27 protein-coding genes are annotated in these 25,677 nt (G+C 52.6%); 11 read left to right on the top strand and 16 right to left on the bottom strand.

From position 1 onward, the window contains the following. The first annotated feature begins 3 nt into the window (after positions 1-3). Positions 4-1,326 (top strand): pyruvate dehydrogenase complex dihydrolipoamide acetyltransferase, encoded by a 1,323-nt coding sequence (locus BUA85_RS04420; protein ID WP_072899606.1) that lies wholly within the window; start codon positions 4-6, stop codon positions 1,324-1,326. A 69-nt stretch (positions 1,327-1,395) separates the two neighbouring features. Here the strand turns inward: BUA85_RS04420 and BUA85_RS04425 are convergent, their stop codons facing one another. The 10 genes from BUA85_RS04425 to fabD all read right to left on the bottom strand — a co-directional run bounded on the left by BUA85_RS04425 (position 1,396) and on the right by fabD (position 9,764). Then, complete coding sequence (locus tag BUA85_RS04425; RefSeq protein ID WP_131802761.1) at positions 1,396-2,070, bottom strand: GAP family protein; 675 nt, start codon at positions 2,068-2,070, stop codon at positions 1,396-1,398. A 155-nt stretch (positions 2,071-2,225) separates the two neighbouring features. Then, on the bottom strand, positions 2,226-3,032 hold the full coding sequence (cysE, locus tag BUA85_RS04430; protein ID WP_072899608.1) for a serine O-acetyltransferase: 807 nt from the start codon (positions 3,030-3,032) through the stop codon (positions 2,226-2,228). 29 nt (positions 3,033-3,061) lie between these two features. Further along, positions 3,062-3,289 carry a hypothetical protein gene (locus BUA85_RS16675; protein ID WP_131802762.1) on the bottom strand — a complete coding sequence of 76 codons (228 nt, stop codon included), beginning with the start codon at positions 3,287-3,289 and terminating at the stop codon, positions 3,062-3,064. A 98-nt stretch (positions 3,290-3,387) separates the two neighbouring features. Further along, positions 3,388-4,713 carry a DNA-packaging protein gene (locus BUA85_RS04435; protein ID WP_479723335.1) on the bottom strand — a complete coding sequence of 442 codons (1,326 nt, stop codon included), beginning with the start codon at positions 4,711-4,713 and terminating at the stop codon, positions 3,388-3,390. Next, entirely contained in the window at positions 4,646-5,008 is a 363-nt protein-coding gene (locus BUA85_RS16895) for a hypothetical protein (RefSeq protein ID WP_165611583.1), read from the bottom strand. The genes BUA85_RS04435 and BUA85_RS16895 overlap by 68 nt, the downstream gene beginning before the upstream one ends. A 137-nt stretch (positions 5,009-5,145) precedes the next feature. After that, positions 5,146-6,300, bottom strand: a complete 1,155-nt coding sequence (gene mltG / locus BUA85_RS04440) for an endolytic transglycosylase MltG (protein WP_072899610.1) — start codon at positions 6,298-6,300, stop codon at positions 5,146-5,148. Continuing rightward, complete coding sequence (fabF, locus tag BUA85_RS04445; protein ID WP_072899611.1) at positions 6,301-7,563, bottom strand: beta-ketoacyl-ACP synthase II; 1,263 nt, start codon at positions 7,561-7,563, stop codon at positions 6,301-6,303. 141 nt (positions 7,564-7,704) lie between these two features. Next, positions 7,705-7,938, bottom strand: a complete 234-nt coding sequence (locus BUA85_RS04450) for an acyl carrier protein (protein WP_072899613.1) — start codon at positions 7,936-7,938, stop codon at positions 7,705-7,707. 136 nt (positions 7,939-8,074) lie between these two features. After that, positions 8,075-8,812, bottom strand: a complete 738-nt coding sequence (gene fabG / locus BUA85_RS04455; protein WP_072899615.1) for a 3-oxoacyl-[acyl-carrier-protein] reductase — start codon at positions 8,810-8,812, stop codon at positions 8,075-8,077. Between the two features lie 13 nt (positions 8,813-8,825). After that, positions 8,826-9,764: an ACP S-malonyltransferase gene (gene fabD, locus BUA85_RS04460; RefSeq protein ID WP_072899617.1), complete on the bottom strand. Its 939-nt coding sequence runs from the start codon at positions 9,762-9,764 to the stop codon at positions 8,826-8,828. Positions 9,765-9,928: 164 nt separating this feature from the next. On the opposite strand from fabD, the gene BUA85_RS04465 reads away from it, so the two are divergent. Then, positions 9,929-11,116: a cytochrome b/b6 domain-containing protein gene (locus BUA85_RS04465; protein WP_072899619.1), complete on the top strand. Its 1,188-nt coding sequence runs from the start codon at positions 9,929-9,931 to the stop codon at positions 11,114-11,116. A gap of 40 nt (positions 11,117-11,156) precedes the next feature. Here the strand turns inward: BUA85_RS04465 and BUA85_RS04470 are convergent, their stop codons facing one another. Together BUA85_RS04470 and BUA85_RS04475 are read right to left on the bottom strand one after the other, a co-directional pair. Then, complete coding sequence (locus tag BUA85_RS04470; RefSeq protein ID WP_072900414.1) at positions 11,157-11,735, bottom strand: YceI family protein; 579 nt, start codon at positions 11,733-11,735, stop codon at positions 11,157-11,159. A gap of 165 nt (positions 11,736-11,900) precedes the next feature. Further along, positions 11,901-12,518: a hypothetical protein gene (locus BUA85_RS04475; RefSeq protein WP_131802763.1), complete on the bottom strand. Its 618-nt coding sequence runs from the start codon at positions 12,516-12,518 to the stop codon at positions 11,901-11,903. A 256-nt stretch (positions 12,519-12,774) separates the two neighbouring features. On the opposite strand from BUA85_RS04475, the gene rpsF reads away from it, so the two are divergent. From rpsF to rplI, 3 genes are read left to right on the top strand one after another with little or no spacing between them, the layout of a single operon-like run. After that, on the top strand, positions 12,775-13,128 hold the full coding sequence (rpsF, locus tag BUA85_RS04480; RefSeq protein ID WP_072900415.1) for a 30S ribosomal protein S6: 354 nt from the start codon (positions 12,775-12,777) through the stop codon (positions 13,126-13,128). A gap of 25 nt (positions 13,129-13,153) precedes the next feature. Further along, positions 13,154-13,381: a 30S ribosomal protein S18 gene (gene rpsR, locus BUA85_RS04485; protein ID WP_072899623.1), complete on the top strand. Its 228-nt coding sequence runs from the start codon at positions 13,154-13,156 to the stop codon at positions 13,379-13,381. 12 nt (positions 13,382-13,393) lie between these two features. Beyond that, a complete protein-coding gene (gene rplI / locus BUA85_RS04490; RefSeq protein WP_072899625.1) occupies positions 13,394-14,032 on the top strand; it encodes a 50S ribosomal protein L9 in 639 nt (212 codons plus the stop codon). A gap of 70 nt (positions 14,033-14,102) precedes the next feature. On the opposite strand, the gene BUA85_RS04495 is transcribed toward rplI, so the two are convergent. Both BUA85_RS04495 and tig read right to left on the bottom strand, forming a co-directional pair. Further along, a complete protein-coding gene (locus BUA85_RS04495) occupies positions 14,103-14,579 on the bottom strand; it encodes a hypothetical protein (protein WP_072899627.1) in 477 nt (158 codons plus the stop codon). Positions 14,580-14,718: 139 nt separating this feature from the next. Further along, a complete protein-coding gene (gene tig / locus BUA85_RS04500) occupies positions 14,719-16,050 on the bottom strand; it encodes a trigger factor (RefSeq protein ID WP_072900416.1) in 1,332 nt (443 codons plus the stop codon). Between the two features lie 304 nt (positions 16,051-16,354). On the opposite strand from tig, the gene BUA85_RS04505 reads away from it, so the two are divergent. Both BUA85_RS04505 and BUA85_RS04510 read left to right on the top strand, forming a co-directional pair. Beyond that, positions 16,355-16,765 (top strand): hypothetical protein, encoded by a 411-nt coding sequence (locus BUA85_RS04505; protein ID WP_072899629.1) that lies wholly within the window; start codon positions 16,355-16,357, stop codon positions 16,763-16,765. A gap of 5 nt (positions 16,766-16,770) precedes the next feature. Continuing rightward, the gene (locus BUA85_RS04510) at positions 16,771-18,684 is read left to right on the top strand and encodes a putative bifunctional diguanylate cyclase/phosphodiesterase (RefSeq protein ID WP_072899631.1); all 1,914 of its coding nucleotides are present in this window, start codon (positions 16,771-16,773) and stop codon (positions 18,682-18,684) included. Positions 18,685-18,843: 159 nt separating this feature from the next. On the opposite strand, the gene BUA85_RS04515 is transcribed toward BUA85_RS04510, so the two are convergent. Next, positions 18,844-19,734: a LysR family transcriptional regulator gene (locus BUA85_RS04515; protein WP_072899632.1), complete on the bottom strand. Its 891-nt coding sequence runs from the start codon at positions 19,732-19,734 to the stop codon at positions 18,844-18,846. Between the two features lie 130 nt (positions 19,735-19,864). On the opposite strand from BUA85_RS04515, the gene BUA85_RS04520 reads away from it, so the two are divergent. Both BUA85_RS04520 and BUA85_RS04525 read left to right on the top strand, forming a co-directional pair. Further along, positions 19,865-20,713, top strand: coding sequence for a TauD/TfdA dioxygenase family protein (locus BUA85_RS04520; RefSeq protein WP_072899634.1), 849 nt, complete (start codon positions 19,865-19,867; stop codon positions 20,711-20,713). Positions 20,714-20,727: 14 nt separating this feature from the next. Beyond that, on the top strand, positions 20,728-21,762 hold the full coding sequence (locus BUA85_RS04525) for a zinc-binding dehydrogenase (RefSeq protein ID WP_072899636.1): 1,035 nt from the start codon (positions 20,728-20,730) through the stop codon (positions 21,760-21,762). A gap of 12 nt (positions 21,763-21,774) precedes the next feature. Here BUA85_RS04525 and BUA85_RS04530 read toward each other — a convergent pair whose 3' ends face one another. Continuing rightward, positions 21,775-23,370, bottom strand: coding sequence for a GMC family oxidoreductase (locus BUA85_RS04530; RefSeq protein ID WP_072899638.1), 1,596 nt, complete (start codon positions 23,368-23,370; stop codon positions 21,775-21,777). A 107-nt stretch (positions 23,371-23,477) separates the two neighbouring features. On the opposite strand from BUA85_RS04530, the gene BUA85_RS04535 reads away from it, so the two are divergent. Both BUA85_RS04535 and BUA85_RS04540 read left to right on the top strand, forming a co-directional pair. Further along, positions 23,478-24,710, top strand: a complete 1,233-nt coding sequence (locus BUA85_RS04535; RefSeq protein ID WP_072899640.1) for a TRAP transporter substrate-binding protein — start codon at positions 23,478-23,480, stop codon at positions 24,708-24,710. Positions 24,711-24,831: 121 nt separating this feature from the next. Further along, positions 24,832-25,677 carry a TRAP transporter small permease gene (locus BUA85_RS04540; RefSeq protein ID WP_072899642.1) on the top strand — a complete coding sequence of 282 codons (846 nt, stop codon included), beginning with the start codon at positions 24,832-24,834 and terminating at the stop codon, positions 25,675-25,677.

Raw genomic sequence — 25,677 nt, forward strand, 5'->3', positions numbered from 1 at the left:
ACGATGCCAATTGAACTTTTGATGCCCGCCCTCTCCCCCACGATGGAAGAAGGCACGCTGGCGAAATGGCTGGTGAAAGAAGGCGACACGGTTTCATCCGGTGACCTGATCGCCGAGATTGAGACCGACAAAGCGACGATGGAATTTGAAGCCGTCGACGAAGGTGTCATGGGCAAAATCCTCGTGGCTGAAGGCACCGAAGGTGTGAAGGTCAACGATGTCATCGCCATCTTGTTGGAAGATGGCGAAAGCGCAGATGACATTGGCGCGGCGCCTGCTGCCAAAGCGCCAGAGGCCGCAAGTGCCGACGCGGGCACGGAGGCGGCCCCCGCAGGCGGCTCCGATACGCCCGCTGCCCCCGCCCCAGCCCCTGCCGCGCCATCGAGAGATGGCACACGCATCTTTGCGACGCCTTTGGCGCGCCGGATTGCGGCCGACAAAGGCTTGGATTTGGCGGCCATCCCAGGAACAGGCCCACATGGTCGGATCGTGAAAGCAGATGTTGAGGGCGCATCGCCCGCCGCGGCTAAACCAGCTGCCACGGCCGCCGCACCTGCACCAGCCGCAGCGCCCGCTGCCACTGCTGTTGCAAGCGGTCCGTCGACAGACGTCGTGCTTAAGACATATGCAGATCGTCCGCATGAAGAAGTGTCCCTCGACGGTATGCGCAAAACGATTGCTGCGCGTCTGACGGAGGCCAAACAGTCCGTTCCGCATTTCTATCTACGCCGTGACATCAACCTCGATCCACTGCTAAAATTCCGCAGCCAGTTGAACAAACAGCTCGAAGAGCGTGGCGTAAAGTTGTCTGTGAATGACTTCATCATCAAAGCCTGTGCACTGGCGCTTCAACAAGTGCCAGAAGCCAATGCCGTTTGGGCCGGTGATAGGACGTTGAAATTTGAACGCTCAGACGTTGCTGTAGCCGTGGCCATCGAAGGCGGGTTGTTCACGCCTGTATTGCAGGACGCGGATATGAAATCCTTGTCAGCGCTCTCAGTCCAGATGAAAGATCTCGCTTCTCGTGCGCGTGACCGCAAACTTGCCCCGCATGAGTACCAAGGCGGCAGTTTCGCGATCTCCAACCTCGGTATGTTCGGGATCGATAATTTCGACGCGATCATCAACCCACCCCATGCAGCCATTCTTGCCGTCGGGGCTGGAGTGAAAAAGCCGATCGTTGGCGAAGATGGTGAATTGGCGGTCGCGACCGTGATGTCCGTCACCTTGAGCGTGGATCACCGTGTCATTGACGGCGCTCTCGGCGCTGACCTTTTGAAAGCCATCAAAGCGAACTTGGAAAACCCGATGGGTATGCTTGCTTAGAACGTCCCAACGATCCCAAAAACCAAAGACCCTCGTTCAGTAATGGACGGGGGTCTTTTTCTATTGGACCTAAAACAGAATGGAGAGCCCTTCACCAAAGGCATTTAAACCAAGGTAGAAGAAGAGAACGGCTAGAATAATCGCATTGTATTTCTCTAGCCACTTCCGCCAAGCCTGCAGCGTTTCCTGAGCGGTCTCACCCCCCATTACGTAAAGAACGATTGGGATCAGCAACCCAGCTGTTCCAAGAAACGCGAAGATGAGTGCTGTAAAAGTCATTTGAACGCCGCCAAGACCACTCGCTGCGATGATGGCCGCAGCTGATGCGATGATTGGAAAGTTCTTGACGTTGATGGGTGCCAAGAAGCAGCCGAACCCAAAGCATTTGGCCGCGGAAGAACTGTCCAAAGCAACGAGCCAGCCAGGTGCCTCTACGGCCTCCCCCGGTTCTGGACGAGACCCCCATTGCTTCCAAGCAAGGAAAAGCAGCAGGCCACCAAAGCAAAGTTTGATGATGCCACTGAGTGTCTTGGGTTCTTGACCTGTCTGGCCAGACGCTCCGTTCACCAACAAGATCACCAATCCGCTCAAAAGGAGCGCGCCTGTAAACCACCCTCCTGCGAAGGCGATGGCGTTTCTTTTGCCGGACGCACCGGTCAACATGACAATCACAGCGACGAGGGGGAGCGGACTGAGCGCAAGACCGCCAGCAAAGGGTAGGATATCACCTAATGTCGAGATCATTGCGAAATTCCCTTGTTGTTGGCTGCCCACATGATGCAGGTTTTTGGCCAACTGTTAAGGAAATTCACACCTTAGGTTGAATTGTCATGGCGAATTTTACACCAGAGGATGCTTTCTGTTCCGCACGAGCGTAGGAAAACCGAACGTAGAAGGGCTCAAATATCCCCGAGCAACTGATCCATAGTGATCGCGGGTTGGGAACAACCCGCCTCGCCCACGATTTTTGCAGGAACTCCAGCGACGGTCTTCTTTGGAGGGACGTCCGTCAACACGACTGACCCTGCGGCGACGCGACTGCAGTCACCAACGTGGATGTTTCCAAGAACTTTCGCGCCCGCGCCGATCAACACACCATTGCCGATCTTCGGATGTCGATCGTCATCCTCTTTACCGGTCCCGCCAAGGGTAACAGAGTGGAGCATCGAGACGTTATCGCCTACAACAGCAGTTTCACCCACAACAATTGAGTGCGCGTGGTCGATCATGATCCCTTTGCCGATACGCGCGGCAGGGTGAATGTCGATACCAAACACCTCTGACGTTCGCATCTGGATGAAGTATGACAGATCTTTTTTACCGTTCTCCCAAAGCCAATGACCAAGGCGATAGGCTTGGATCGCTTGAAAGCCTTTGAAGAACAACAAAGGTTGCAAGAACCGATGGCATGCTGGATCGCGGTCATAGGTGGCGACCAAATCTGCGCGGGCTGCCATTGCCAGTTCAGGCTCGGCTTCATAAGCGGCGGTAGCGATGTCGCGCATAGTTTGCTCTGACATTTCGGTCGAGGCGAGCTTCATCGCGATACGGTAGCCCAGCGCGTTCTCGAAAGAGCTGTGGTTCAGGATACCCGCATGAACCAAAGCACCGACAAGTGGTTCCTGTTCGATCGCCTCGCGACCTTCGTCGCAGATACGCTGCCAAACCGGATCAACTTCGCGGATCGAGGTATGTGCAATGGCCATGAGCTTTATCCTTCAGCTAGGCTTTCTTCCTACTCCACATAGGCGATCTGAACCAAGTTGAAAGTTTTGAATTGAGAAATCACGCAAAATGATGCGCTCATTTCGCAGCAAGCCGTTCCAGAAGATCGCGCAGGCAGGCGCGATAATGGGCATTGCAAAAGGTGATCGACTGTTTTTCGCCAGTCACTGCGCTTCCAAGCCGCCCGGTGCCGTTCCACCACATCCTCGGCTTTAGACTTGCGCAAAAATTCAAACATCAAAGCGTCTCCTTGTGCCGCGATTTGCAGCGTCGTTCGTTGGGAAATGGTATTTCATGAAATGATGAACGGCGTAGAAAACCACCGTGCGGTGCCCTTTAAAGACCGCGGATCTTCGGATTCACCCATGTTTTTAACGGTTCAACCATCAAATCATGGAGCGCCCAGACAAGTGCATCCACGCGGTCCGGAGATCCCTTCCCCGCGTACCCACGCGCTGTCATCTGGCACATTTGATCTTCCAACGCGCCAAGCCCGCGCACATGTCGCACCCGCCCTTGCTCGTAAAGGGCCGCCACAGGTTCCGCTCTGACCGCTTTGTTGCGAGAGGCATGAACTGCGCGATAAGACACAAACGGATCAACTTGCCAGATGACGTTCTCAACCAATTCTCCGCCCTGATTGACCTCGGCAACGAGGCGATCAGCATCGAAATCATGGTATCCCTTGACAGCCGCCCGCGCCCAATGCGTTGGCGTCGCCTCGCCTACGCTTAAGTCAGCAAGGACGACGGCACTCCATCGGTGTGGTTCTCCCTCCATGACGGCCCCCACCACAACAATCCCGCAGGTATCCGCAGATTTCTTTGACGTCACTGATGGATCGACCGCGACAACGATCCGCGAAAACTCCGGCAGATTGGCGGTAGTCAAAGCGTCAAGCTGATCAACCTTCCACAGAGCGCCTTCCACGTCATCCAACAGCACACCGTCCAATTCTTGCCGACCAAGGCGTGACCCTTCGTACCTTGCCCGCACCTCTTTTAGGTAGCCAGGGGCCAAATTAGCGGCATTGGCAAAAGTTGTCGCATGAGTGCTGACCGTACTTTCACGTGACAACAAGGCTTTCAAAACATCGACATTCTTCGGGGTCGTCGTCACGCACACCTTTGGATCGCCCCCGAGTCGCAATGCAAACTGCAACATATCCCAAGTGTCCTGCGCATTGCGCCACTTGGCCAACTCATCCACCCAAGCCGCGTCAAATTGAGGGCCGCGCAGCCCCTCTGGATCTTGACTGGTAAAGAGTTGCGCCTGCGCTCCGTTCGGCCAAATCAGCATGCGCTTTGTTGCCACCCAAAAGGGTTTCCGATCAGGTGGAGACACTGCCATGATACCGCTGTCCCCAAACACCATCATATCACGGGCCTGATCGTAGGTATCCGCCACCAAAGCAACGCGTTTGGCCTTCCCCTCACCTAGCGGCGTACGCCCCTCTACCATGGACCTGACCCACTCCGTCCCCGCACGGGTTTTTCCAGCACCACGCCCCCCCAAAATGACCCAAGTGCGCCAGTCGCCAACGGGCGGTAACTGATGCGGCATCGCCCAAAACTCAAAGAGATACGGAAGCGCTTTAATCTGAGCTTCGCTCAACCCTTTCAAGAACTGGGATTGGGTGTTCGGCCTCTCTGATGCGATCAAGCGCGCGCCCGATTTGATCCCGGAGTTCGTCGTAGTCGAACTCTTCACCTGCGGCGGGGTTGAATTGTTCATCGAAGGCCTCCTCAGCCTTTGCCAGTTGCATCTGAAGGCTCATCATCTCCTCGGCCTTCTTCACTTGCGGCCTTGGTGTTTCCGTCGAAATCGGGAGAATTTCGCCCAACTGGACCTGAAGGTATTCACGCAACCCTTTGTAAACGTATCGCAAAAAATCAATGCGTTCTTGCGCCATTTGCGCCCTTCGAAGGAGCGCCTTCTTTTGCTTTTTCTTTCCCATCAACCTCGTTTCCTTGCACCTGACAGCCGCGGGATCAGGGCAAACCCTCCTTTCCATTTCCCGAAACTGTTAGGACAAAAATAAAAAAAACCCGTCAGAATAATCTGACAGGTCCGGTCTCAGGCCTTTGAGAAGGCTTAATTGTTGGCGCGCTCCGCCTCAATCGCCCGCCAAGCGGCGACGTTGCGGTTATGATCAGCGAGATTAGTCGCGAAGGCATGTCCACCTGTTCCATCCGCAACAAAGAAGATGAAATCCGTACTATCGGGGTTCAATGCGGCTTCGATACTGGCGCGTCCAGGATTGGCAATCGGCGTTGGCGGCAAACCATCGATAACGTAGGTATTCCAAGGGGTATTACCACGAAGTTCACTCTGTCGAAGGCCACGACCCAACACGCCCTGACCTCTCGTAATACCGTAAATGACGGTTGGGTCGGTTTGCAAACGCATCCCTTCATTCAAACGGTTGGTGAACACGCTCGCCACCTGCCCGCGTTCTTCAGGAACGCCGGTTTCTTTTTCAACGATACTTGCCAAGATCAACGCTTCTTCGGGGTTCTCCAACGGCACACCGTCCGCTCTATTCGCCCAAGCGTCCGCGAGAATGGTCTCTTGCCGCCCTTCCATCTCCGCGATGATTTCAGATGCTTCATCGCCCGGACGGAATTCATAACTGTCCGGTGCAAGGCTGCCTTCCGCGGGGATCTCGGCGATCTCCCCGTCCAAGACATCTATCGCGTTCAAGCTGTTTGCAATTTGCCAGCTGGTGACACCTTCAGCGACAGCGATACGATACCGTGTATCCTGCCCTTCTTTGGCTTCGAGATATTCAGCCGGAGCCTCTTCTTCCAAGGGATTGAAAGACGCAACCTCCCCATAGCGGTTCGTAGCGGGATCCAACTCCCGCACCTGAACTTCTGAGCGCGTCACCCCGATCCGATAGACAATCTCGGTTCCGCAAGTGCTGACACCACTACCTGTGATCGCGTCAACAATCTCAGCCATCGAGGCACCGTCTTCAATCAGAAAGCTACCAGCCTTCAATTGGTTTGTTTTATCAGAGTAATCCGCCCCTGCCATAAAAAGCCATGGCTGGGAAATCGCGCCCTCGGCCGTCAAATCATCCCGAACATCACGGAAATTAGATCCGCTAGGCACTTGCAAACAAATAGCTGTCTCCAACGGCCCTTCGGCGCGGTAGGTGTTGCCACCCCACGCAATCACGCCAGCTAGAAGAAAAAGCGCGACGATAAGAAACGTAATCGCATTCGACGCGATATGTCGGATCATTTAGCTGACTTTCCCGAAGACCACGCTTGCGTTTGTTCCGCCAAACCCAAAGGAATTCGACAACGCGATGTTGATCTCTTTCTCTCGCTTGGAATTGGCACAAAGATCAACGGTCGTTTCGGCATCAACGTTGTCCAAATTGATCGTTGGCGGAGCCACCTGATCGCGGATCGCAAGGATGGAGAAAATCGCCTCGATCGCGCCTGCGGCCCCAAGCAAATGCCCTGTGGCTGATTTTGTCGATGACATGGTGAGCTTTGCAGCAGCCTCTGGCCCAACGAGGCGCTCCACCGCACCAAGTTCGATGGTATCTGCCATTGTCGACGTGCCGTGCGCGTTCACATAGTCGATCTGGCTTGGTTCAATACCTGCGTCGCGGCAAGCAGCTTTCATCGCACGCTCTGCGCCTTCATGATCCGGTGGAGGTGCCGTGATATGATGTGCATCGCCGCTCAACCCATAGCCAAGGACTTCGCCATAGATCTTCGCGCCACGCGCCTTGGCATGTTCGTATTCCTCAAGAATGACGATGCCAGCACCCTCGCCCATAACGAAACCGTCACGGTCTTTGTCCCAAGGACGGCTTGCCTTAGTCGGCTCTTCTGCGCGTTCTGTGGAGAGCGCCTTACACGCATTAAATCCAGCGATACCCAAACGACAAATCGCGGCTTCCGCACCGCCAGCAACCATCACATCTGCATCGCCGTGTTGGATCAAACGTGAGGCATCACCAATTGCGTGAGCGCCTGTAGAACAAGCCGTAACGACAGAATGGTTCGGCCCCTTAAAGCCATATTTGATGGAAACCTGACCCGAAATGAGGTTGATCAACGCACCTGGCACAAAGAATGGCGAAATACGGCGCGGACCTTTTTCCTCGAGGATCAAAGACGCGTTCGCAATCGAATTCAATCCGCCGATGCCAGAGCCAATCAAAATGCCGGTGCGTTCCAGACTTTCATTGTCTTCAGGCATCCAGCCAGAATCTTCGATCGCCTGTTGAGCGGCCGCCATACCGAAAACGATAAACGTATCGACCTTACGACGTTCCTTAGGGTCCATGTATTTGTCGGCATTGAACGTACCGTCGCTTCCGTCTCCCAAAGGGACTTCGCATGCATAAGTGGTCGCCAGCCCTTCTGGGTCAAAGCCCGTGATGGTTCCGGCACCTGACTGACCGTCCAAAATACGCTTCCAAGATTCCTCAACACCATCTGCTAGTGGCGTGACCAATCCCAAACCTGTAACGACGACTCGACGCATTTCACGCCCCCCAATTTTTCTTTGTTCCCTATTACCCCACGTGCTTTGCATCGGGCAAGGGCTGGCGGCAATCACTCGCCGAAGACAAACGAAAACGGCGCTCCCGAAGGAACGCCGCCTTACTCAAAATCTCAATGAGGCTTAGGCAGCTTCAGAGATAAACTTAACAGCGTCGCCGAAGGACTGAATTGTTTCAGCTGCGTCATCAGGGATCTCGATGCCGAACTCTTCTTCGAAGGCCATAACCAATTCAACTGTGTCCAAGCTGTCAGCGCCAAGGTCATCGATGAAGGACGCACCTTCTACAACTTTGTCCTCTTCTACACCAAGATGCTCAACTACGATCTTGCGTACGCGGTCTGCGACGTCGCTCATGATAATTCCTCACATTCTTATGGGTCTTCACCCGGTTTTCAGTGGATCGAAATGCGTCGACCCAAAATGGCTGAGCGGCCTATAGCAGGAAAATGCCCCAACGCAAATGTTTTCCAACGCTCGCCGCGACCAGCACCTACAACATGGCCATACCGCCGTTCACATGCAAGGTCGTCCCCGTTACATATCCGGCTTCAGCACTAGAAAGATACAGTACAGCCGCTGCTATTTCATCTGCTTCCCCCATACGACCGGCAGGGATTTGACCAAGAATTCCGGACTTCTGATCGTCGTTCAACTTGTCTGTCATCGCTGTCGTAATAAAGCCCGGAGCCACACAATTTACGGTAATTCCACGGCTCGCGACTTCATAGGCGATGGATTTCGACATCCCGACCATACCCGCCTTTGACGCGGCATAATTGGCCTGCCCAGGATTACCTGTCGCCCCTACAACACTGGAAATATTCACAATTCTCCCCCAACGCGACTTCATCATACCACGGATTACACCTTTACAAAGACGCATAGTTGAAGTGAGATTGACCTCCAAAACGCTGGCCCACTCTTCATCCGACATTCGCAAAAAGATGTTATCGCGTGTAATACCCGCGTTGTTGACCAGAATATCAACAGACCCCATCGAGTCGGCCGCTGACTTTGGAAGCGCCGTAACAGCCTCCGCGTCGCTCAAGTTACACGGCAATACATGCGCACGATCGCCAAGTTCCGACGCCAAAGCCTCCAAAGGCTCAACGCGCGTACCGGACAAGCCAACTGTTGCCCCAGCCTCATGCAACGATTTCGCGATGGCCCCACCGATTCCACCTGATGCACCGGTTACGAGTGCGTTTTTCCCTGTAAGATCAAACATATCCTGCCTCTTCTTATCCTTTAATTTCCGCAGCAACGGCGGAAACATCTTCCGGCGTGCCAACATTCGCTGTCGCCATTTCTTTGTGAATGCGCCGGATCATGCCAGTCAGCGCTTTGCCTGCGCCAACTTCAACTGTCGAAGTCACACCGTTTTCGGCCATCCAAGACACACTCTCGCGCCACCGTACAGAACCTGTGACCTGCTCAACCAACAGCGATCTGATCGTTGCCGGGTCGCTGACTGACTTCGCTAAAACGTTCGCCACCACCGGAACAGCGGGGCGTTCAATGTCCACTTCCGCCAATGCTTGCGCCATGACTTCGGCCGCAGGCGCCATCAATGAGCAATGGAATGGTGCGCTGACTGGCAACAACATTGCTCGACGCGCGCCTTGTTCCTTGGCGATTTCGACGGCTCTCTCAACCGCTGCTTTATCCCCAGAAACAACAACTTGCGACGGGTCGTTATCATTCGCAGCTTGGCACACTTCGCATTGAGCCGCCTCGCTCGCAACGGCCTGCGCTGCGTCGAAATTCAGCCCCAACAAAACAGCCATAGCTCCGACACCAACCGGCACAGCGCTCTGCATCGCTTCGCCACGGGTCCTCAACAAACGCGCCGCATCTCCAACTTGGAACGCCCCTGCCGCTGCCAAAGCGCTGTACTCCCCCAAGGAATGACCAGCTACATAGTCAACATGATCCATAGTCACGCCCTCGGCTTCCAAAGCCCGCATAGCTGCCATGGACGTCGCCATAAGGGCCGGTTGTGCGTTCGCCGTGAGGGTCAGGGTTTCTATATCGCCTTCCCAGATCAAATCTGACAGCTTTTCGCCCAAGGCTTCATCAACTTCATCAAAAACAGCCTTTGAAGCCGGATAGGCATCAGCCAAAGCTTTACCCATCCCGATTGTTTGTGCACCTTGACCCGGAAATACAAACGCCCGCATCTGTCGCTCCCCTTTTATTGTTCATTCAGACCTAACCCGCAGCGTGACGCATCACAAGTCAAATGCCTTTTGTGGCGTTATGCACAGAGCCTCAGCGATTTGCATAAGTTGAATGCCTGCAAACCCGTGATAGCTTTCGAGCAACTGCAGAAGTGGAACATCCAATGAGTCTTGCCAACAGCCAAACGCACTACGGAGCTGTCACGAAGTCCTTTCATTGGGTGACCGCAGTTCTAATCCTCATCTTGATGCCACTTGGGTCAATCGCAAATGGCGCACCTTTTGAGACGAGCGAAGAGCTCGCAAGGAAAGCTTGGCTGTTTTCCCTTCACAAAACTTTGGGCGTAACGGTCTTCTTCTTCGCGCTGCTCCGCATAGCTTGGGCGTTGACGCAACCAAAGCCGTCGCCTCTTCATCCGGAACGCAAGTTGGAGACCTTTGCAGCCGACGTCGCCCATTGGCTGCTTTATGGCTCGCTTGTCCTGGTTCCTTTGTCGGGCTGGATTCATCATGCAGCCACGACTGGCTTCGCCCCAATTTGGTGGCCCTTCGGCCAAAGCCTACCCTTTGTCCCCAAGGATGAAGATTTGGCTCATCTTTCGGGCGATATTCACTGGATTTGGACAAAGGTCCTGCTTTTCTCACTGCTCGCCCACATTGGCGGGGCTTTGAAGCACGTCTTCATTGATCGCGACGAAACTTTGAAACGCATGTGGTTCGGCACGATTGGCAAACTTGAATTGCCAAAGACTGAAAAGTCGGTCGCACCCGCTTCGCTCGCAGTTATCATCTTTGCAGCGACGGGATTGTTTATCGCTACATCCTCAACGACAGCCACTGCTGAGTCCGAAACGGTCCTTCAACAGGTTGCGTCAGATTGGGTCGTTCAAGACGGCACAATTGAGATCACCGTGACGCAGTTCGGCAGCCCTGTAACGGGTGGGTTTGAAGAGTGGACCGCCTCGATCAACTACGACCCTGCGACAAAAACTGGGACCGTCGAAACCACGATAGCCATCGATTCTCTTACGCTCGGGTCGGTGACTGGTCAGGCGATGGGCGCTGACTTCTTCGACTCAGCCAAGTTCCCGACAGGGACTTTTGCGGCGGACATCGCAGAAATTGACGGCCAACTTACAGCGACCGGAACTCTAACTGTCAAAGGCGCAACGGTTCCAATATCACTGCCCTTTACTCTAGATATAGAGGGTCAGACCGCTCGAATGAGCGGGTCAACATCGATCAATCGTTTGGATTTTGGGGTTGGCGCGTCCATGCCGGACGAAACGAATTTGAAATTCGGAGTCGATATTGCGGTTGAATTAACCGCCGAACGCCAACAAGAAAATTAAGGCGGCGCCCCGCTAAGGGCTCCGCCAAAAGCACAGGAGTTTATGGAGCTTTCTGCGCTTCGATTGAAATCTGAACGTTCACTTCGTCGCTGACGAATGGCGCGAAATTCCCCACGTCGAAATCAGAGCGCAGGATTGTTGTGGTGGCGTCGAAACCAGCCCAAGGAGTGTTTGCCATTGGATGTTCACCGACTTGATTCAACTTCGCGTCCAATACAACCGATTTGGTAACGCCGTTCATGGACAAGTCACCTGTGATCATAGCAGTGTTGTCACCAGTGACTTCGATACCAGTGGACGTGAATGTCACCAGATCGCCTTCGGAAGCGCCAAAGAAATCTCCCGACATGAAGTGACCATCACGAGCTTCCCACCCAGTGAACATGCTCATCACAGGCATGGACACGGACACCGAAGACGCTGCTGGATCATCTTGGTCGAACATGATCTCGCCCTCAAAGCCTGAGAACATCCCGTAGGTGGTGGAAAAGCCTAGGTGGTTATAGTTGAAAATAATTTGGCTATGGCTTGGATCGAGGATGTAAGCCTCTGGCGCCGCAGTAGCTTGCGTTGCGACCGCGCTCAGACCTAGAGCCGTAGCTGCAATAAGGTGTTTCATTGTCTTTTCCTTTGAAGTGACGGATTTGATATTGAATGAAAGAAGCGCGAAACCATCCGCGATCAATCCCGCAAAATCGAACAAACACTGTTCACCCCCAAAAACGCAAAAAAGCGCCCATTTGGGCGCTCAATTGTCTGTGAACTGTGGAGTTCTGCCTAGTTTCTAACCGATCGAGACATTTTGTTCCGACAGGATCAAATCACGTCCGATGCGATCCTTCAGGCGCTGTAAGGCAGCAGGACGACCCCGAGCGATTTCGAGCGTTTTAGCTGTATTCCGGTACCGCAACACCAAGCTCGCCTTACCTTCTTTCTGCTTAGAACGAACGACAAAAACGCCGCCGATTGAGTCCAAACCATAACGACCCAACACTGTTGTGCGGCCTGCACGGCTGCGGAGCGCTCGGCGCACTTCACCTTTCTGAATGTCCACGTGGATCTCTGTGACTGTTCCCCGACTTGCGAACCAAACGAGATAGCCGCCGAGAATAACAAAGACGACCGAAGCTCCAGCGCGCCACGCCATCCCATACTGATCCAAGGCCAGTTCAGGCATGCTGAAAATTGCGATGCTTAAAGCAAGGTAAAAAGCGCCAGTTAACATTGCCAGCAATTGGGCAATGACCATGACAAGGTTATGCGATCCATCGCCATGAGCGATGTATCCCCAGAATGTATCTTCTATCCGAAACCCTTGCACTTTGGCGCGCCCTTGCAACGCCTTTGTGCGAAACTCGTTACCAACATTTCCCGTCTCACGGACGAACGAAATATCAGTCATCTTGTTCTCCACCGTATCCTCAATAGATCGCTTTGGAACGCGGCCAAATCTGGGCAGGCTCGGGAAATGAATAAGGTAAGGTAAAGGATTATTTGCGGTCGCCGAAGGCCCGCAAAATAAGGTTGCGCTGCAGGGGTATTGGTGTAAAAGGCCCCATCCGGTTGCAGAAATTTAACTGCGCATCCTCTCGTGATTTGGGCGTAGCCGGATTGAAAGCTCAGATCTTTGAAGTGCGTCGAACATGAATGGAGATCACATGCCACTGTATGAGCATGTTATGATTGCGCGTCAGGACTTGTCCAACACGCAAGCTGAAAGCCTCATTGAACACTTCGGTACTGTTCTTGCTGACAACGACGGCAAGCTGCTGGAAAGCGAGTACTGGGGCGTCAAAACGATGGCCTACAAAATCAACAAGAACCGCAAAGGCCATTACGCCCTGCTGCGCACAGATGCACCTGCACCTGCTGTTCAGGAGATGGAGCGCCTGATGCGTCTGCACGAAGACGTCATGCGGGTTTTGACCATCAAGGTTGATGCGCACGAAGAAGGCCCATCCATCCAGATGCAGAAACGTGACGAACGCGACAGCCGTCGCGAGCGCCGCTAATCAGATCAGGAAAGGAACCTAAATAATGGCATCTAAACCATTTTTCCGCCGTCGTAAGTCCGATCCGTTTGAGGGCGAGAACGCTCCAAAAATCGACTACAAAGACACTCGTTTGCTGCAGCGCTATATCTCTGAGCGCGGCAAAATCGTTCCAGCTCGTATCACGGCTGTTGGCGCAAAGAACCAGCGTAAGCTTGCTCAGGCAATCAAACGCGCACGTTTCCTTGCCCTGCTGCCTTACGCTGTAAAGTAAGGAGTTAGACAGATGGAAGTCATCCTACTCGAACGCGTCGCAAAGCTTGGCCAGATGGGCGAAGTTGTGAACGTGAAACAGGGCTACGCACGCAACTTCCTTTTGCCTCAGGGCAAGGCACTGCGCGCGAACGCTGCGAACCTCGCCAAATTTGATGCCGAGAAGGCTCAGATGGAAGCTCGCAACCTTGAGACCAAGAAAGAAGCTGAAAGCCTCGCTGAAAAGCTCGACGGTCAGCAGTTCATCGTGATTCGCTCCGCGTCCGACGCTGGTGCGCTTTACGGTTCTGTCACAACACGTGACGCTGCCGAAGTTGCAACCGAAGGCGGGTTCTCCGTTGACAAGCGTCAGGTCGTCTTGACCGGTCCAATCAAAGAATTGGGTCTGCACAATGTCGAAGTCAACCTGCACCCAGAAGTCCAAGCTACAATCCAACTGAACGTCGCACGTTCTGAGGAAGAGGCAGAGCTTCAGGCGTCCGGTAAGTCGATCCAAGAATTGGCAGCTGAAGAAGAAGCAGCGGCTGAATTCGAAATCGAACAGCTGTTCGACGACATCGGAGCAGCTCAGGCAGACGACGATGAGCTTTTGCCAGCAGCTGATGAAGCAGAAGAAGACGCAGGCGACGACAGCTCAGAAGAAGAAGAATAAGTCGAAGCTGAACGAATAAAGGCCGCGCCATTTATTTGGCGCGGCCTTTTCTTTTGCACTAAGCCATTGTTTACTTGGCGAAAGTTTCCATTCGTAGCTGCGCATTGCAGAATGAACCGTCGTAAGTCCCCATCCAGATATCGATCCGTCCGTTCGCTGGGCGGGTCAGAATGATCTTTGGATCAAGGTTACCGTTGTCATCATCGTCATAGTACCAACCTGCAGAGGCAGTGTTGATTAGAAGCGCGCTGTCACATTCGCTGATCGCGCTGATGACAAGACGAAGTCCACCCATCCCATTCAGGTTGAACGAGAAATCTGGTGCAGATGTGAAATATCCTGCCCCTTGATCGGTTCCGGGCCGAATTTGTGGGCAATCCCAGATATAGTTGTCCCCCCCAGCAACAACGTTAAAGAACTTTGGCTGTCTCAATTGAGAGCCCGCAGCCTGATAAGCCTCGACAGCCTGCAATCTAAAATCAGGGCAAGCATGAGCCGCCCCGCTAAAACCAAACACAGCCAAAGCCGCAGCAATAAGTAAACGCATTAGTAGTCTCCGTAGTTTCCCCAAAGTCACCTTAGGACGGAGACCACGATCAAGCCAGTCTTTCCTGAGTAAGGAAATCCTAACTAAAAACAAAAAAGGCGCCTCACGGAGACGCCTTTCTCAAATAGTTGAGCTGGATTTACTCGTCTTCGAGTGCTTCAACAGCTTTGGTCAGATCGTCCTTGGACACTTCTTTGTCCTTAACGGCCGCCAATTCAAAGATGTGGTCAACAACCTTATCTTCAAACATTGGCGCTTGAAGTTGTTGACGGAACTGAGCGTTTTGCTGAACGAATTCAAAGAACTGACGTTCCTGACCTGGATACTGGCGCGCTTGGTTCATGATCGCTTGCGTCATCTCAGCGTCAGTCACCTGAACCTCCGCCTTCTGGCCAATGTCAGCCAACAACAGACCAAGTTTCACACGGCGCTCTGCCAGTTTTTTGTGGTCTTTCGTCGGTTCGATCTCTGGATGATCATGGCCTTCGACATCTGGGTTTTCGTCATGCCACAACTGGTGCGCAATCTGACCCGCTTCAGCATCTACCAGGCTCTCTGGCAGATCAAACTTCACTTTCTTGTCCAAAGCGTCCAAGAGCGCACGCTTAGTCACCGCACGAGCCGCACCTTTGTATTCTTCTTCAAGACGCTCTGTGATCTGAGTTTTCAACGCGGCAAGGTCTTCCGCGCCAAACTGCTTGGCCATATCGTCGTTGATTTCAGCAGCTTTTGGTTCTTTCACAGCCTTCACCGTGCATTCGAATACCGCGGCCTTACCTGCAAGATGCTCCGCCTGATATTCTTCAGGGAACGTTACCTCAACGGCCTTTTCATCACCGGCTTTCACACCAACCAACTGGTCTTCAAAACCTGGAATGAAGGAGTTTGAACCCAGAACCAACGGATAATCATCGGCCTGACCACCTTCAAATGGCTCGCCATCGACTTTACCCAAGAAATCGATCACGACCTGATCGCCATCCTTGGCCTTAGACCCTTTTCTGCGATCTTCGAAGTTCTGCGCTGTGTCGGCAAGGTTGCCCAATGCTTCATCAACTGCTGCGTCGTCAGCCTTTACGACCATACGCTCCAGTTTGATTCTGGAGAAATCCGTCTCTGGCACGTCTGGAAGACGCTCGTAAGAAACTTCGACGTTAATGTCGTCGCCTTCTTTCCAATCTTCATTGGTCATCTTCATCTGAGGCTGCTGCGCCGGACGATCGCCGCTTTCCTCTAGATGAGAGTTCAGCGCACCGTCGATGCTTTCCTGCATCGCTTCGCCCATCAGACGCTGACCAAACTGCTTGCGGAGCAATGCCATAGGGACTTTACCTTTGCGGAAACCTTTCATCTCCACATCCGGCTGCGCTTCGGCCAATTTTTCGGAGACTTTGTTGTCCAGCTCTTCTGCTGTCACAACGATCTGATAGCCGCGCTTCAGACCTTCATTGAGTGTTTCGGTCACTTGCATTTGGAGCGTCCTCTCCCAAAAGACAAAGGCCGCCCCGTCGCGGCCCGTCGGTGTCAAAAAATCTGGCATCTTCTAAAGCGCAGAGGCCAAGGACGCAAGGGCTTGAACAGGGATTTCGATAAAAAGAAATGGAAGGGATTAGCGATATAGCATTGTCGAAGAGAAACACCCCAATTCGGGCTCACATCAATCGTCCAAATGGTTAATAGATTGCATTTGACACAATCGCCCTACCCTCACTTAAGCAGCGATTAAGCGACGACGGAATAGCAACATTGAGACATTCAAGCGAAAGGGTTTCTCAATGTGCATCAAAAAGTTTTCCGCGATCAGCGCCCTCAGCATTGCAACGGTTCTTGCACTGTCTTCTCCAACCAGTGCAGCCGATGAGGATCGGGTCACAGTTCGAACCGAACTACAGGTCGCTATGCAACGCCACGTCGATCGCAACCTGATAGAGGGGGTCGTGCTCCATGTCGACTTAGAGTCCGGGGATTTGATGGAGCTCTACCCGACCACAGCGCACCCAATGATTATGGCAAGTGATGAATACTTCATTGTCCGCGCAGATCTTGTGGATGCCGAAGGTGGTCAATTTGACGTGGACTACTACATGGCCGAAACGGATCGAGGCTATAAAGTCATTCGCACAGAAATCGACAATCGTTCCGATCTCAAAGAACTGGTAGGCGCCGGTCTGGTCGCCCAATACTGAACCCAATGTCAGTTTCAAGCGTGGTCCCATCGCGCGTTCTTAACCTATATCTGCGCCTATCAGCGTGGTTGATCCCAACTTTTCTGATCTGCGCCTTGATCGGATTGCATGTTCTGTCCAAGCACGTGGTGTCGGATGTTGAGCAACGCGTTTCTTTGCGTATTGGCAATCTCAGTGCACGTATCGCTGGCGGCCTCGAACGAATTTCAGATGAGCTTCAAGCGGAAGACGCCCTAAAGGCGTTGTCAGCAGAACAAATCATGCTGACTTTGATGTCTGATCCCGCGATTAGGTGCGCAGAACTGCGCGACCCGGCAACAACGGACGCACTCATTGAGGTGCCAGTAGGTTTAGGATGCCAATCGAGCGCGGCAGATAAGGATACGACCGTTCCGGTCTGGTTTGATCAGGATGCGGACCTCTTCGTACGATGGACCGACGCCGAAGTTGCCGCTGCGCGTCAAAGACAACGCGAACTTTCGATGATGATTTTGGTGTTTGGCCTCATGGTGGCCCTCCTCACCAACTACCTCGCCTTTCGGGTGATTATCGGAAAACCTTTGAACGAATTGATTGGCCGCATTGAAGAAGCCAAAACCAACGCAGAATTTAACGCGATGCATGACAGCCTGACCGGGGTGGGCAATCGCCGAAATCTTGATGAAGTCCTACGAGATCGCTTTAGGAGAGCTCGCCGACAGGATGACACCGTCACGGTACTTCATATCGACTTGGATGGGTTTAAGACCATCAATGACACCCTTGGGCACGCGGCTGGTGATCATGTGTTGCAACATGTCTCTGATCTATTAGAGGCATGCGCAAATGAAAAAGAATTCGTTGGCCGTATAGGCGGAGATGAATTCGTGATTGTCCTTGAGAACAACAGCCGCGAAGGCCGGGACGTGGAAATCGCGCAAAAGGTCATCGCTCAGGTAAAAGAGCCTGTAACCTTTGACGACGAAATCTGCCGGATTGGAGCCAGCATTGGGATTGCACGCAGTCGCCGAGGAGATGAGGTCGATCAATTCACACCAGAACGCATCCTTATGGATTCAGATATCGCGCTCTACGCAGCAAAAAGGGCTGGTAAAGGGCAATACGCCATTTTCCATAGTGACATGAGAAAGGATGTCGAAAACCGCAAATCTGTCGCCGACGACCTCTTAGAAGCCATAGAAAAAAGGCAATTCATTTCCTATTATCAGCCACAGTTCGACGCCACCGGACAGGAAATCAGAGGGCTTGAAGCGCTCGTGAGATGGCAACATCCTAAACATGGAATCCTCCCGCCCTCTGAATTTATTGACCTCGCTGAGGAAATGAACCTGGCAGACCAGATCGACATGCAAGTGTTGGAGCAAGCCTTAGCAGATCTAAAACTTACCGATCACAGTGGACTGATAATTCCAAAGATGGCCGTTAACATTTCATCCACTTGGCTGCGTTCGCCCAAATTTCTCGAAAAGCTACGGTCCCTTCAAATTCCTCGTTCGCGGTTGGTCTTTGAAGTGCTGGAAACCGTCTGCTTGGATGAGCTGTCGGACATTCAAAAAAGAAATATCACGGGAATCCATGAGATGGGAATTGAGCTTGAAATTGACGATTTCGGAACCGGCCACGCGTCCATTTCTGGCGTCTTGGCGCTACAACCTTCCCGGTTAAAAGTTGCGCGGGAAATCGTGAATGCATTCGCAGAGGAAGACGATCAAAAATCGCTAATGGAAGCCGTTGTCGCTTTAGGGCGTGCGCTTGGTGTTGGGCTCATTGCAGAAGGCGTAGAAACAAAAAATCACGTCGAAAGCCTCAGCGCACTCGGCTTTGAAAGCCTCCAAGGCTACGCACTATCCCGCCCCAAGCCTTTGGAAACAATTCTTAAAGATTATGCTCCCAATTCAAACCTTAGAAATGCATCATAAAGGGAATAGATAGAATCTGGCGCCGTTGGTGCGTTGCGACTATCTGGGCGAGACAGGGTTAGATCAGTCACGGATGGTCTCGTGATTTTGGCTGCACAAACTGATCAAAAAACCTCATCAGCCGCCGCTTGCAAGGCACCTAGACCACCTTGGCTGTGGCTAAACATCATGCGAGCCCCCCCATTGAAACGACTGTTCTAAGGCTGAATGCAAAACATCGTGCAGTTGCCCGGTAGTCGATGAAGGTCGGCTTGCCAGACCGACGATCCTTCTAGGTCCTTTGTCGCCGAGTGGTGCCCATCGTAGTCTTTTGTCGATTTTTTGGGCTTTCCGGTTCCAAGGAACAATCGACACGCCAATTCCATTGGCAACCATGCTTGTGATGGCCTCGAGCCCCTCCAACTCCATCACTTCAGAAACATGGATTTGATGTTCTTGAAGCCATGCCTCTATCGTCTTGCCCACGACAGCATCGCGCGAGAAACGAATAAATGGCCGTGATTGAAGGAGGTCGATTGGATCAAGCGCCTCTTCTAAGGTCGATGTCAAAAGCATCATTTCTTCGACTGCAATATTCGAAAATTTTAGCTTCGCGGGCAAAACATCAGGTTTGGAAATGACGGCTGCTTGTATTTGGCCACGCTCGAGCTGCATCAAAAGATCATTCGTCAATCCGGGGACCAGTCGAATTTTTAGTGCAGGATACAGAACGCGAAGGTCTGCGAGAGCTTTGGGCACAATATCAGTCAGTGTTGTGGGGACGGCGCCAAGGGCAAGTTCGCCTGCGAGCTGACCTTGAGGAGAAATCTCCATCGCAAGGTTGTCGTAGTCATTGACCATCCTCTCAGCACGGGTGGCGAGTAAGTGTCCTTGTGAATTCAGCACAGCCGATTTCGCAGAGCGATCGAAGAGCTCGACGCCAAGTTGGTCTTCGAGACCTTTCATTTGGTGACTTACGGCTGAAGGCGTCAGGTTTTCAGCTTCCGCCGCAGCGCGGAAGCTTCCATTTTGGCTAACAGCCACGAGTGTTCGAAGGGCACGAATGCTCAAAACTTTCCCCTTTGGTCGACAATATAATAGGTGAAAAAAATTTGACTTAAGGTCAATATTTTTTCGTTTTTACGAAAAATTTTTTGATGGTAACGCTCTGTTCAAAATACACAGTCAACGGAGACCCAAAATGGTCCAGCCAAAATCAAACGACTACAACACCATTTCTGCAGTGCCATTTGCCCCAAATTTGGGCGCGGAAATTTATGGTGTCGACCTGAGCGAACCTATCTCAGATGAACAGTTTGCGGAGGTAGAAGCGGCGTTTCACACTTATCAGGTGCTCTTTTTCAAAGAGCAAAAGGAAATCCCCCCACAGCAACACATCGACTTTGGCAAGCGATTTGGGCCACTTCATGCGCATCCGGCTGCTCCGACCATGGCGGGCTTTCCTGAAATTTTTGAGATCCATGCAACCAAAGATTCCAAAGTCGCAAATGGAGAGTTCTGGCATTCGGATGTGTCGTGCGATGAAACACCTCCGCTTGGTACAATGCTTCAAATGCATATTCTTCCTCCTTGTGGTGGCGACACAATGTTTAGCGACAGTTACGCCGCCTATGACGACTTGTCGGAACCAATTAAAAAGATGCTGGACGGTCTCACAGCGCTGCACAGTTCTGAGCATATTTACAAAGGTCGCTACAGTGACCGCGGACGAAATGACAAAGATATCGACTGTCCAGAAGCCACTCACCCCATTGTCAGAACGCATCCTGATACGGGGAGAAAGTCACTTTTTGTAAACCGGACATTCACGACCAAAATCAATGGGCTGTCTGACTCTGAAAGCGACGCAATTCTTGAGATGTTGTTCCAGCACGCAGAACATATCGATTATCAAATTCGTTATCGGTGGTCGCTCAATGACATGGCCTTTTGGGATAATCGGTGTTGCATGCATCGGGCGATTTGGGACTACTGGCCAGCGGAACGCAAGGGTCGGCGCGTCACGGTCAAGGGCGAACGACCGGTCTAACGAGGAGAAAGTCCATGCGCGCAGCTGTAGTTCGAGACTTTAACCAAGACTTATCCATCGAAACTGTTCCTGACCCGATTTGTCCCGACAACGGTGTGGTGCTCAAGGTGGAAGCCTGTGGCGTGTGTCGGTCAGACTATCATGGATGGACAGGCGGCCATCCAAAAGTAAAAAATGGTTCCATTCTTGGTCACGAATATTGTGGGACAGTGGTGGAGGCTGGCCCAAACGCCGTTCGCAAGGTCGGCGAACGTTTAATTGCCCCTTTCATTTTGTCTTGCGGCAGTTGTCCAGCATGCCAAACCGGTGTTTCGAACACTTGCGCTGACCAAATTGTACCGGGGTTCGGGACGCCAGGAGCCTATGCAGAATTCGTTGCCGCTCCTTACGACCATAACCTCGTTACCCTGCCAGACAGTTTGTCGCCCGCTCTTGCGGCTGGTTTAGGATGTCGCGTCACCACAGCTTGGCATGCCCTCACAGATCGAGCGCATGCTCAGGCAGGAGATTGGGTTGCGGTGCATGGAACGGGCGGTATCGGGCTGTCAGTTCTCCTGCTTGCCAAGATGTTGGGATGTCAGGTTGTCGTCGTAGATGTCGTGGACGAGAAGCTACAACACGCGAAAGAACATGGTGCGGATGCAACCGTCAACGCAGCCAGGGAAGACGCAGTCACAGCTATTCTCGATATCACGAACGGCGGCGCGCAGGTCTCAATCGAAGCCCTAGGCATTCAGCAAACAACGAATGCATCAATTGAATGCCTTGCGACTTTGGGTCGGCATGTTCAAATTGGAATGCCGTCCGGCGACGGCCGAATGGATGTGAACATGCGTGCCATTTATATGAAGCAGTTGTCCTTCTTTGGAACTAGGGGCATGCCGTCTTGGAAGTACCCTCGCCTTCTTGATCTGATTGAGCGCGGAAGTGTGGACATTAGCCCAATGGTGGCGCGCGAAGTTCGCCTGGAAGACGCTAGCGCCGAACTCCGGGCGATGGGCGGACCAACCTCACCTGGAACCGCCGTCATCACCGAATTTAGGAGCTAGACATCACGCCAATCAAAGATCTTCCAAGACCAGATCTGACGCCTTCTCTCCAATCATAATCGCAGGAGCGTTTGTGTTTCCGGACACAATTTCTGGCATAATTGAACAGTCAGCAACACGAAGCCCTTCAATGCCGTGCACCTTGAGCCGTGCATCTACGACTGCATCTTTTCCCGTGCCCATTTTACAGGTGCCCGTCGGATGATAAATTGAGGCAGTGTTGTTCCGAGCCCAATCCAGCGTGCCTTCATAATCATCCATCTCAAGCGTATCATTGGGTCGATACTCTTCACTGATTTTGCTGGTTAGTGGCGCATGCCGCGCAATTTTTCTTGCGATTTTGACGCCTTCAACAATGGTCTGACAGTCTGTTTCAGTGGACAGATAGTTTGGGATGATCTTCGGGTACTCGCGGGGATTATTGCCGCGTAGCCTGATCTCACCTTTGCTCTCGGGTCGAAGTTGGCAAACCGACATCGTGAAGGCTGAGAATTTGTCTGCACCTTTGCCCGGGTTCTCTGCGGACAGAGGCTGAACATGAAACTGAATGTCAGGTGTCGCGACTTCTGGTCGCGTTTTCATGAAACCCGTAGCAAGACTCGCAGCCATTGTCATAGGGCCTGATCTGAACATCAGATATTTCAACCCAATCCGAGCCTGCCCGTAGAGTGAGCTTACCTCGTCGTTTAGCGTCGGCTCATTGCATTTGTAGACAAGCCGCGCTTGCAGGTGGTCCTGCAAGTTCTTTCCCACGCCCGGCAAATCCTTAACCACGTCGATGCCGTTCTCGGCCAATTGCGGCGCTTCACCGATGCCGGACAGCATTAGGATCTGAGGCGTATTTATCGAACCACCAGACAAAATGATGTCTTTTCTTGCCGTCACTGTCTTTTGGTTTCCGGATCGATCCGAATAGACAACCCCTGTCGCTCTGCCTTCTGAAATCACAACTTTATCGACTTGAGCGTGGGTGATTATTTCGAGGTTTTCCCGTGACTTAACTGGGTTGAGGTACGCCACAGCGGCACTGCAACGGCGACCGTTCTTCGCGGTAAGCTGAAAGAAACCAACGCCTTCTTGTTCCTCTCCATTGTAGTCCGGATTGAACGGGTAGCCCGCGGCCTGTGCCGCTGCAACCCAAGCGTCGGTAATAGGCCTTTGAATACGCATATTGGAAACCGATAGCGGTCCTTCGTTGCCGTGAAAGGGATCTGCACCGCGTTCATTGTTTTCAGCGCGTTTGAACAGTGGCAAGACATCGTCCCAAGCCCATCCGATGTTCCCCATCTGTCGCCAGCGGTCATAATCCTCCGGTTGGCCACGCACGTAGAGAAGTCCGTTTAGAGATGAGGACCCACCGAGGACTTTACCGCGCGGCCACTCAATTGACCTGCCATTCAGCCCAGGATCTGGTTCTGTTTTGTAGCACCAGTCGACCTTCGGATTGTGGATTGTTTTGAAATAGCCGACAGGAATGTGAATCCAAGGGTTCGTATCGCGCCCACCAGCTTCTAGTAGCACCACACGATTCTGTGGGTTCTGACTTAACCGGTTCGCTAAAACACAGCCCGCAGAACCAGCTCCAACAACAATAAAATCGGCTTCCAATGTCTTATTCCTCGGTTAAGCTCAGAAAACACTATGCAGAACTGTTATACTATACTAGTCTTTTTTGAAACGAATAGTCTCAATAATCGACAACATGGGAGGAAATCATGAAAGTTGGAGATAAGTTAAGCGGGATCTCGCGCCGCGATCTATTCAAGATCGCTGGTCAATACGGGCTAAGCTCAACACTACTGGCGGCAGGCACCTTTGGTGGCGCAATGAGCGTTGCAAACTTGGCGTCCGCGGCCGAATCCACCTACGAGCGGCGCTTCTCAAAAGAAGCACGTTTCACCCTGAAATTTGGTGCCGCTGGCTTCAATGCCCGCAACCTTCTTATCGAGCGCGCTGGTGCGCTTGAATTCGCCCGTGACCTCGAGGCACGGACTGATGGTGAGATTCGGGTTGAGTTCATCGGTGACAACCAAATCTGTGGCCAGGTGTCTTGTGTTGAGAAAACGCAACAGGGCATTGTCGACATTTACGCAGCATCTACACAGAACTCTGCAGGTGGTGCGCCCTACCTGAACGTTCTGGACTACGCGTATATGTTCCGGAACCGCGCAGACCAGTACCACTTCCTTTACTCTCCGAAGTCTATGGCTCTGCTGCGCGAACCGTATGAGCGCCGCCACGGCCTCAAGTTCCTATTCTCACACGCAGAACTTCGCGGCATCCAGTTGGGTCTGGCATGGGAAGACAAGGAAACGGTGACATCTGTTGAGCAGCTCTTCGGCACGAAGAACCGCGTAACAGGTACTCAGCTGGGTCGTATCGCGATGACAGCTTTGAACCTGAACCCAGTTCCAGTTGCATGGGAAGAAACGCTCGACGGTCTGAAGCAAGGTCTGATCGACGGCGCTGAAACGTGGGCATCTGCTGTGGCATACGCAAACATGTCTCCAGTCGTATCCCAGTCGGTTCACTTGAACTTCTTCTGCGGTACTGAGCACACGGCGATGTCTGCTTCAGTCTTCGATAGCCTTGGCGGCGATCTACAAGACGCGGTGATGGAATCATCTTACTGGGCACAAACTCACGTTCAGGCTGCAAACGAAGCAGCTCTTGTGAAAACAGTTGGTCAGTCTGATCCACAGCTTCCAGGTACAATCTTTGCTGAGAACAACGTGCGCAACGCATTCTTGTCCCCAGAAGAGATTCGTAAGGCTGAAGAAATGTGTTCACCAGAATTCCAGCCACAGCTCTGGGAAGAATGGCGTGAGCGCATCAACGGCTGGCAAGGTGGCGCTGACACCTACCAGGAAATCTACGACGAAGTTCGCACAATTGATGCGAATACTTTGCCAGAGAACGTTGAGCCACGTCGCTGGTGGAAAGGCTGATTTAGCCCTTTCCTAAAGTCTAAAAATGGGCCGATCCGAAAGAGGAGTTCGGGCCGGCCCTTTTCTAAAAAGCACTTCCACCGCATAGTGCTGGAATAAAAACAATACAGGGGGGAGCCAGATGTCTATCTGGTCGGATGCCGCGACCATCGTCAACGCGACGTTAAGCGGCGATATCAACTTCAAAGTTGTGCAAGCTTACCGCTCCAATGGGGCGTGGCTGGTATTTGCGCCGCTCACACTCATCGGCGCGGTCATCCTTTATTACCGCGAACGTCTTGCTGAAAGACTAGAAGAGCGGCGAGGCAAACCCACAACGAGTTTTACTCATCCGATCATTGCTCTCTTCCTAACAATTGCCCTTGTCGCCGCCTTCTGGGATCCCTTTGGCAGCTGGCTAGAGACGATCACCGGCGGCTATCAAAGGGTTATCCTAATCGGTGTCCCTGTCATCTTGGTCCTTTTTGAACGAACACCGGAACGGACCATCGTGGTTTATTCCTACATTGTGATGGCCGCGATTATTTTCATTGGCGTGATCCAGCGATTTGGCTTCAACGCACAGGTTCCTTGGTCAACAACCATACCACCCCTGCTCTTTATGATCATGGCGTGGTACGGAGCTGTCCTAAATGTTCGCCTCCGGACGCACCTCAGCTTTTCTGAATTCCGCACTAAGATGAAACCCAAAGGTCAGATGTTTTGGCTCACCTTTGACAACGTCCTATGGCTGATCTTCTGCATCATCGTCGTAACGACGACAGCCCGGGCGACAGTCAATACATACGACAATTTTGCCATCGTCCTTGGCACGGATGACATCATGCGCTGGTGGTTCATGTTCACGATGCCGTTGTGCTTCATCCTTTTGGCCACCCGCGCCATCGAAAACATGATCGAGGATCTCGGCAAATATCGCAGCGGCGCTCCAATGATTGAGCAAGCTGTCATCGGAGGGGACACGTAA

Source organism: Cognatiyoonia sediminum, from assembly GCF_900129845.1.
GTDB classification, from domain to species: domain Bacteria; phylum Pseudomonadota; class Alphaproteobacteria; order Rhodobacterales; family Rhodobacteraceae; genus Cognatiyoonia; species Cognatiyoonia sediminum.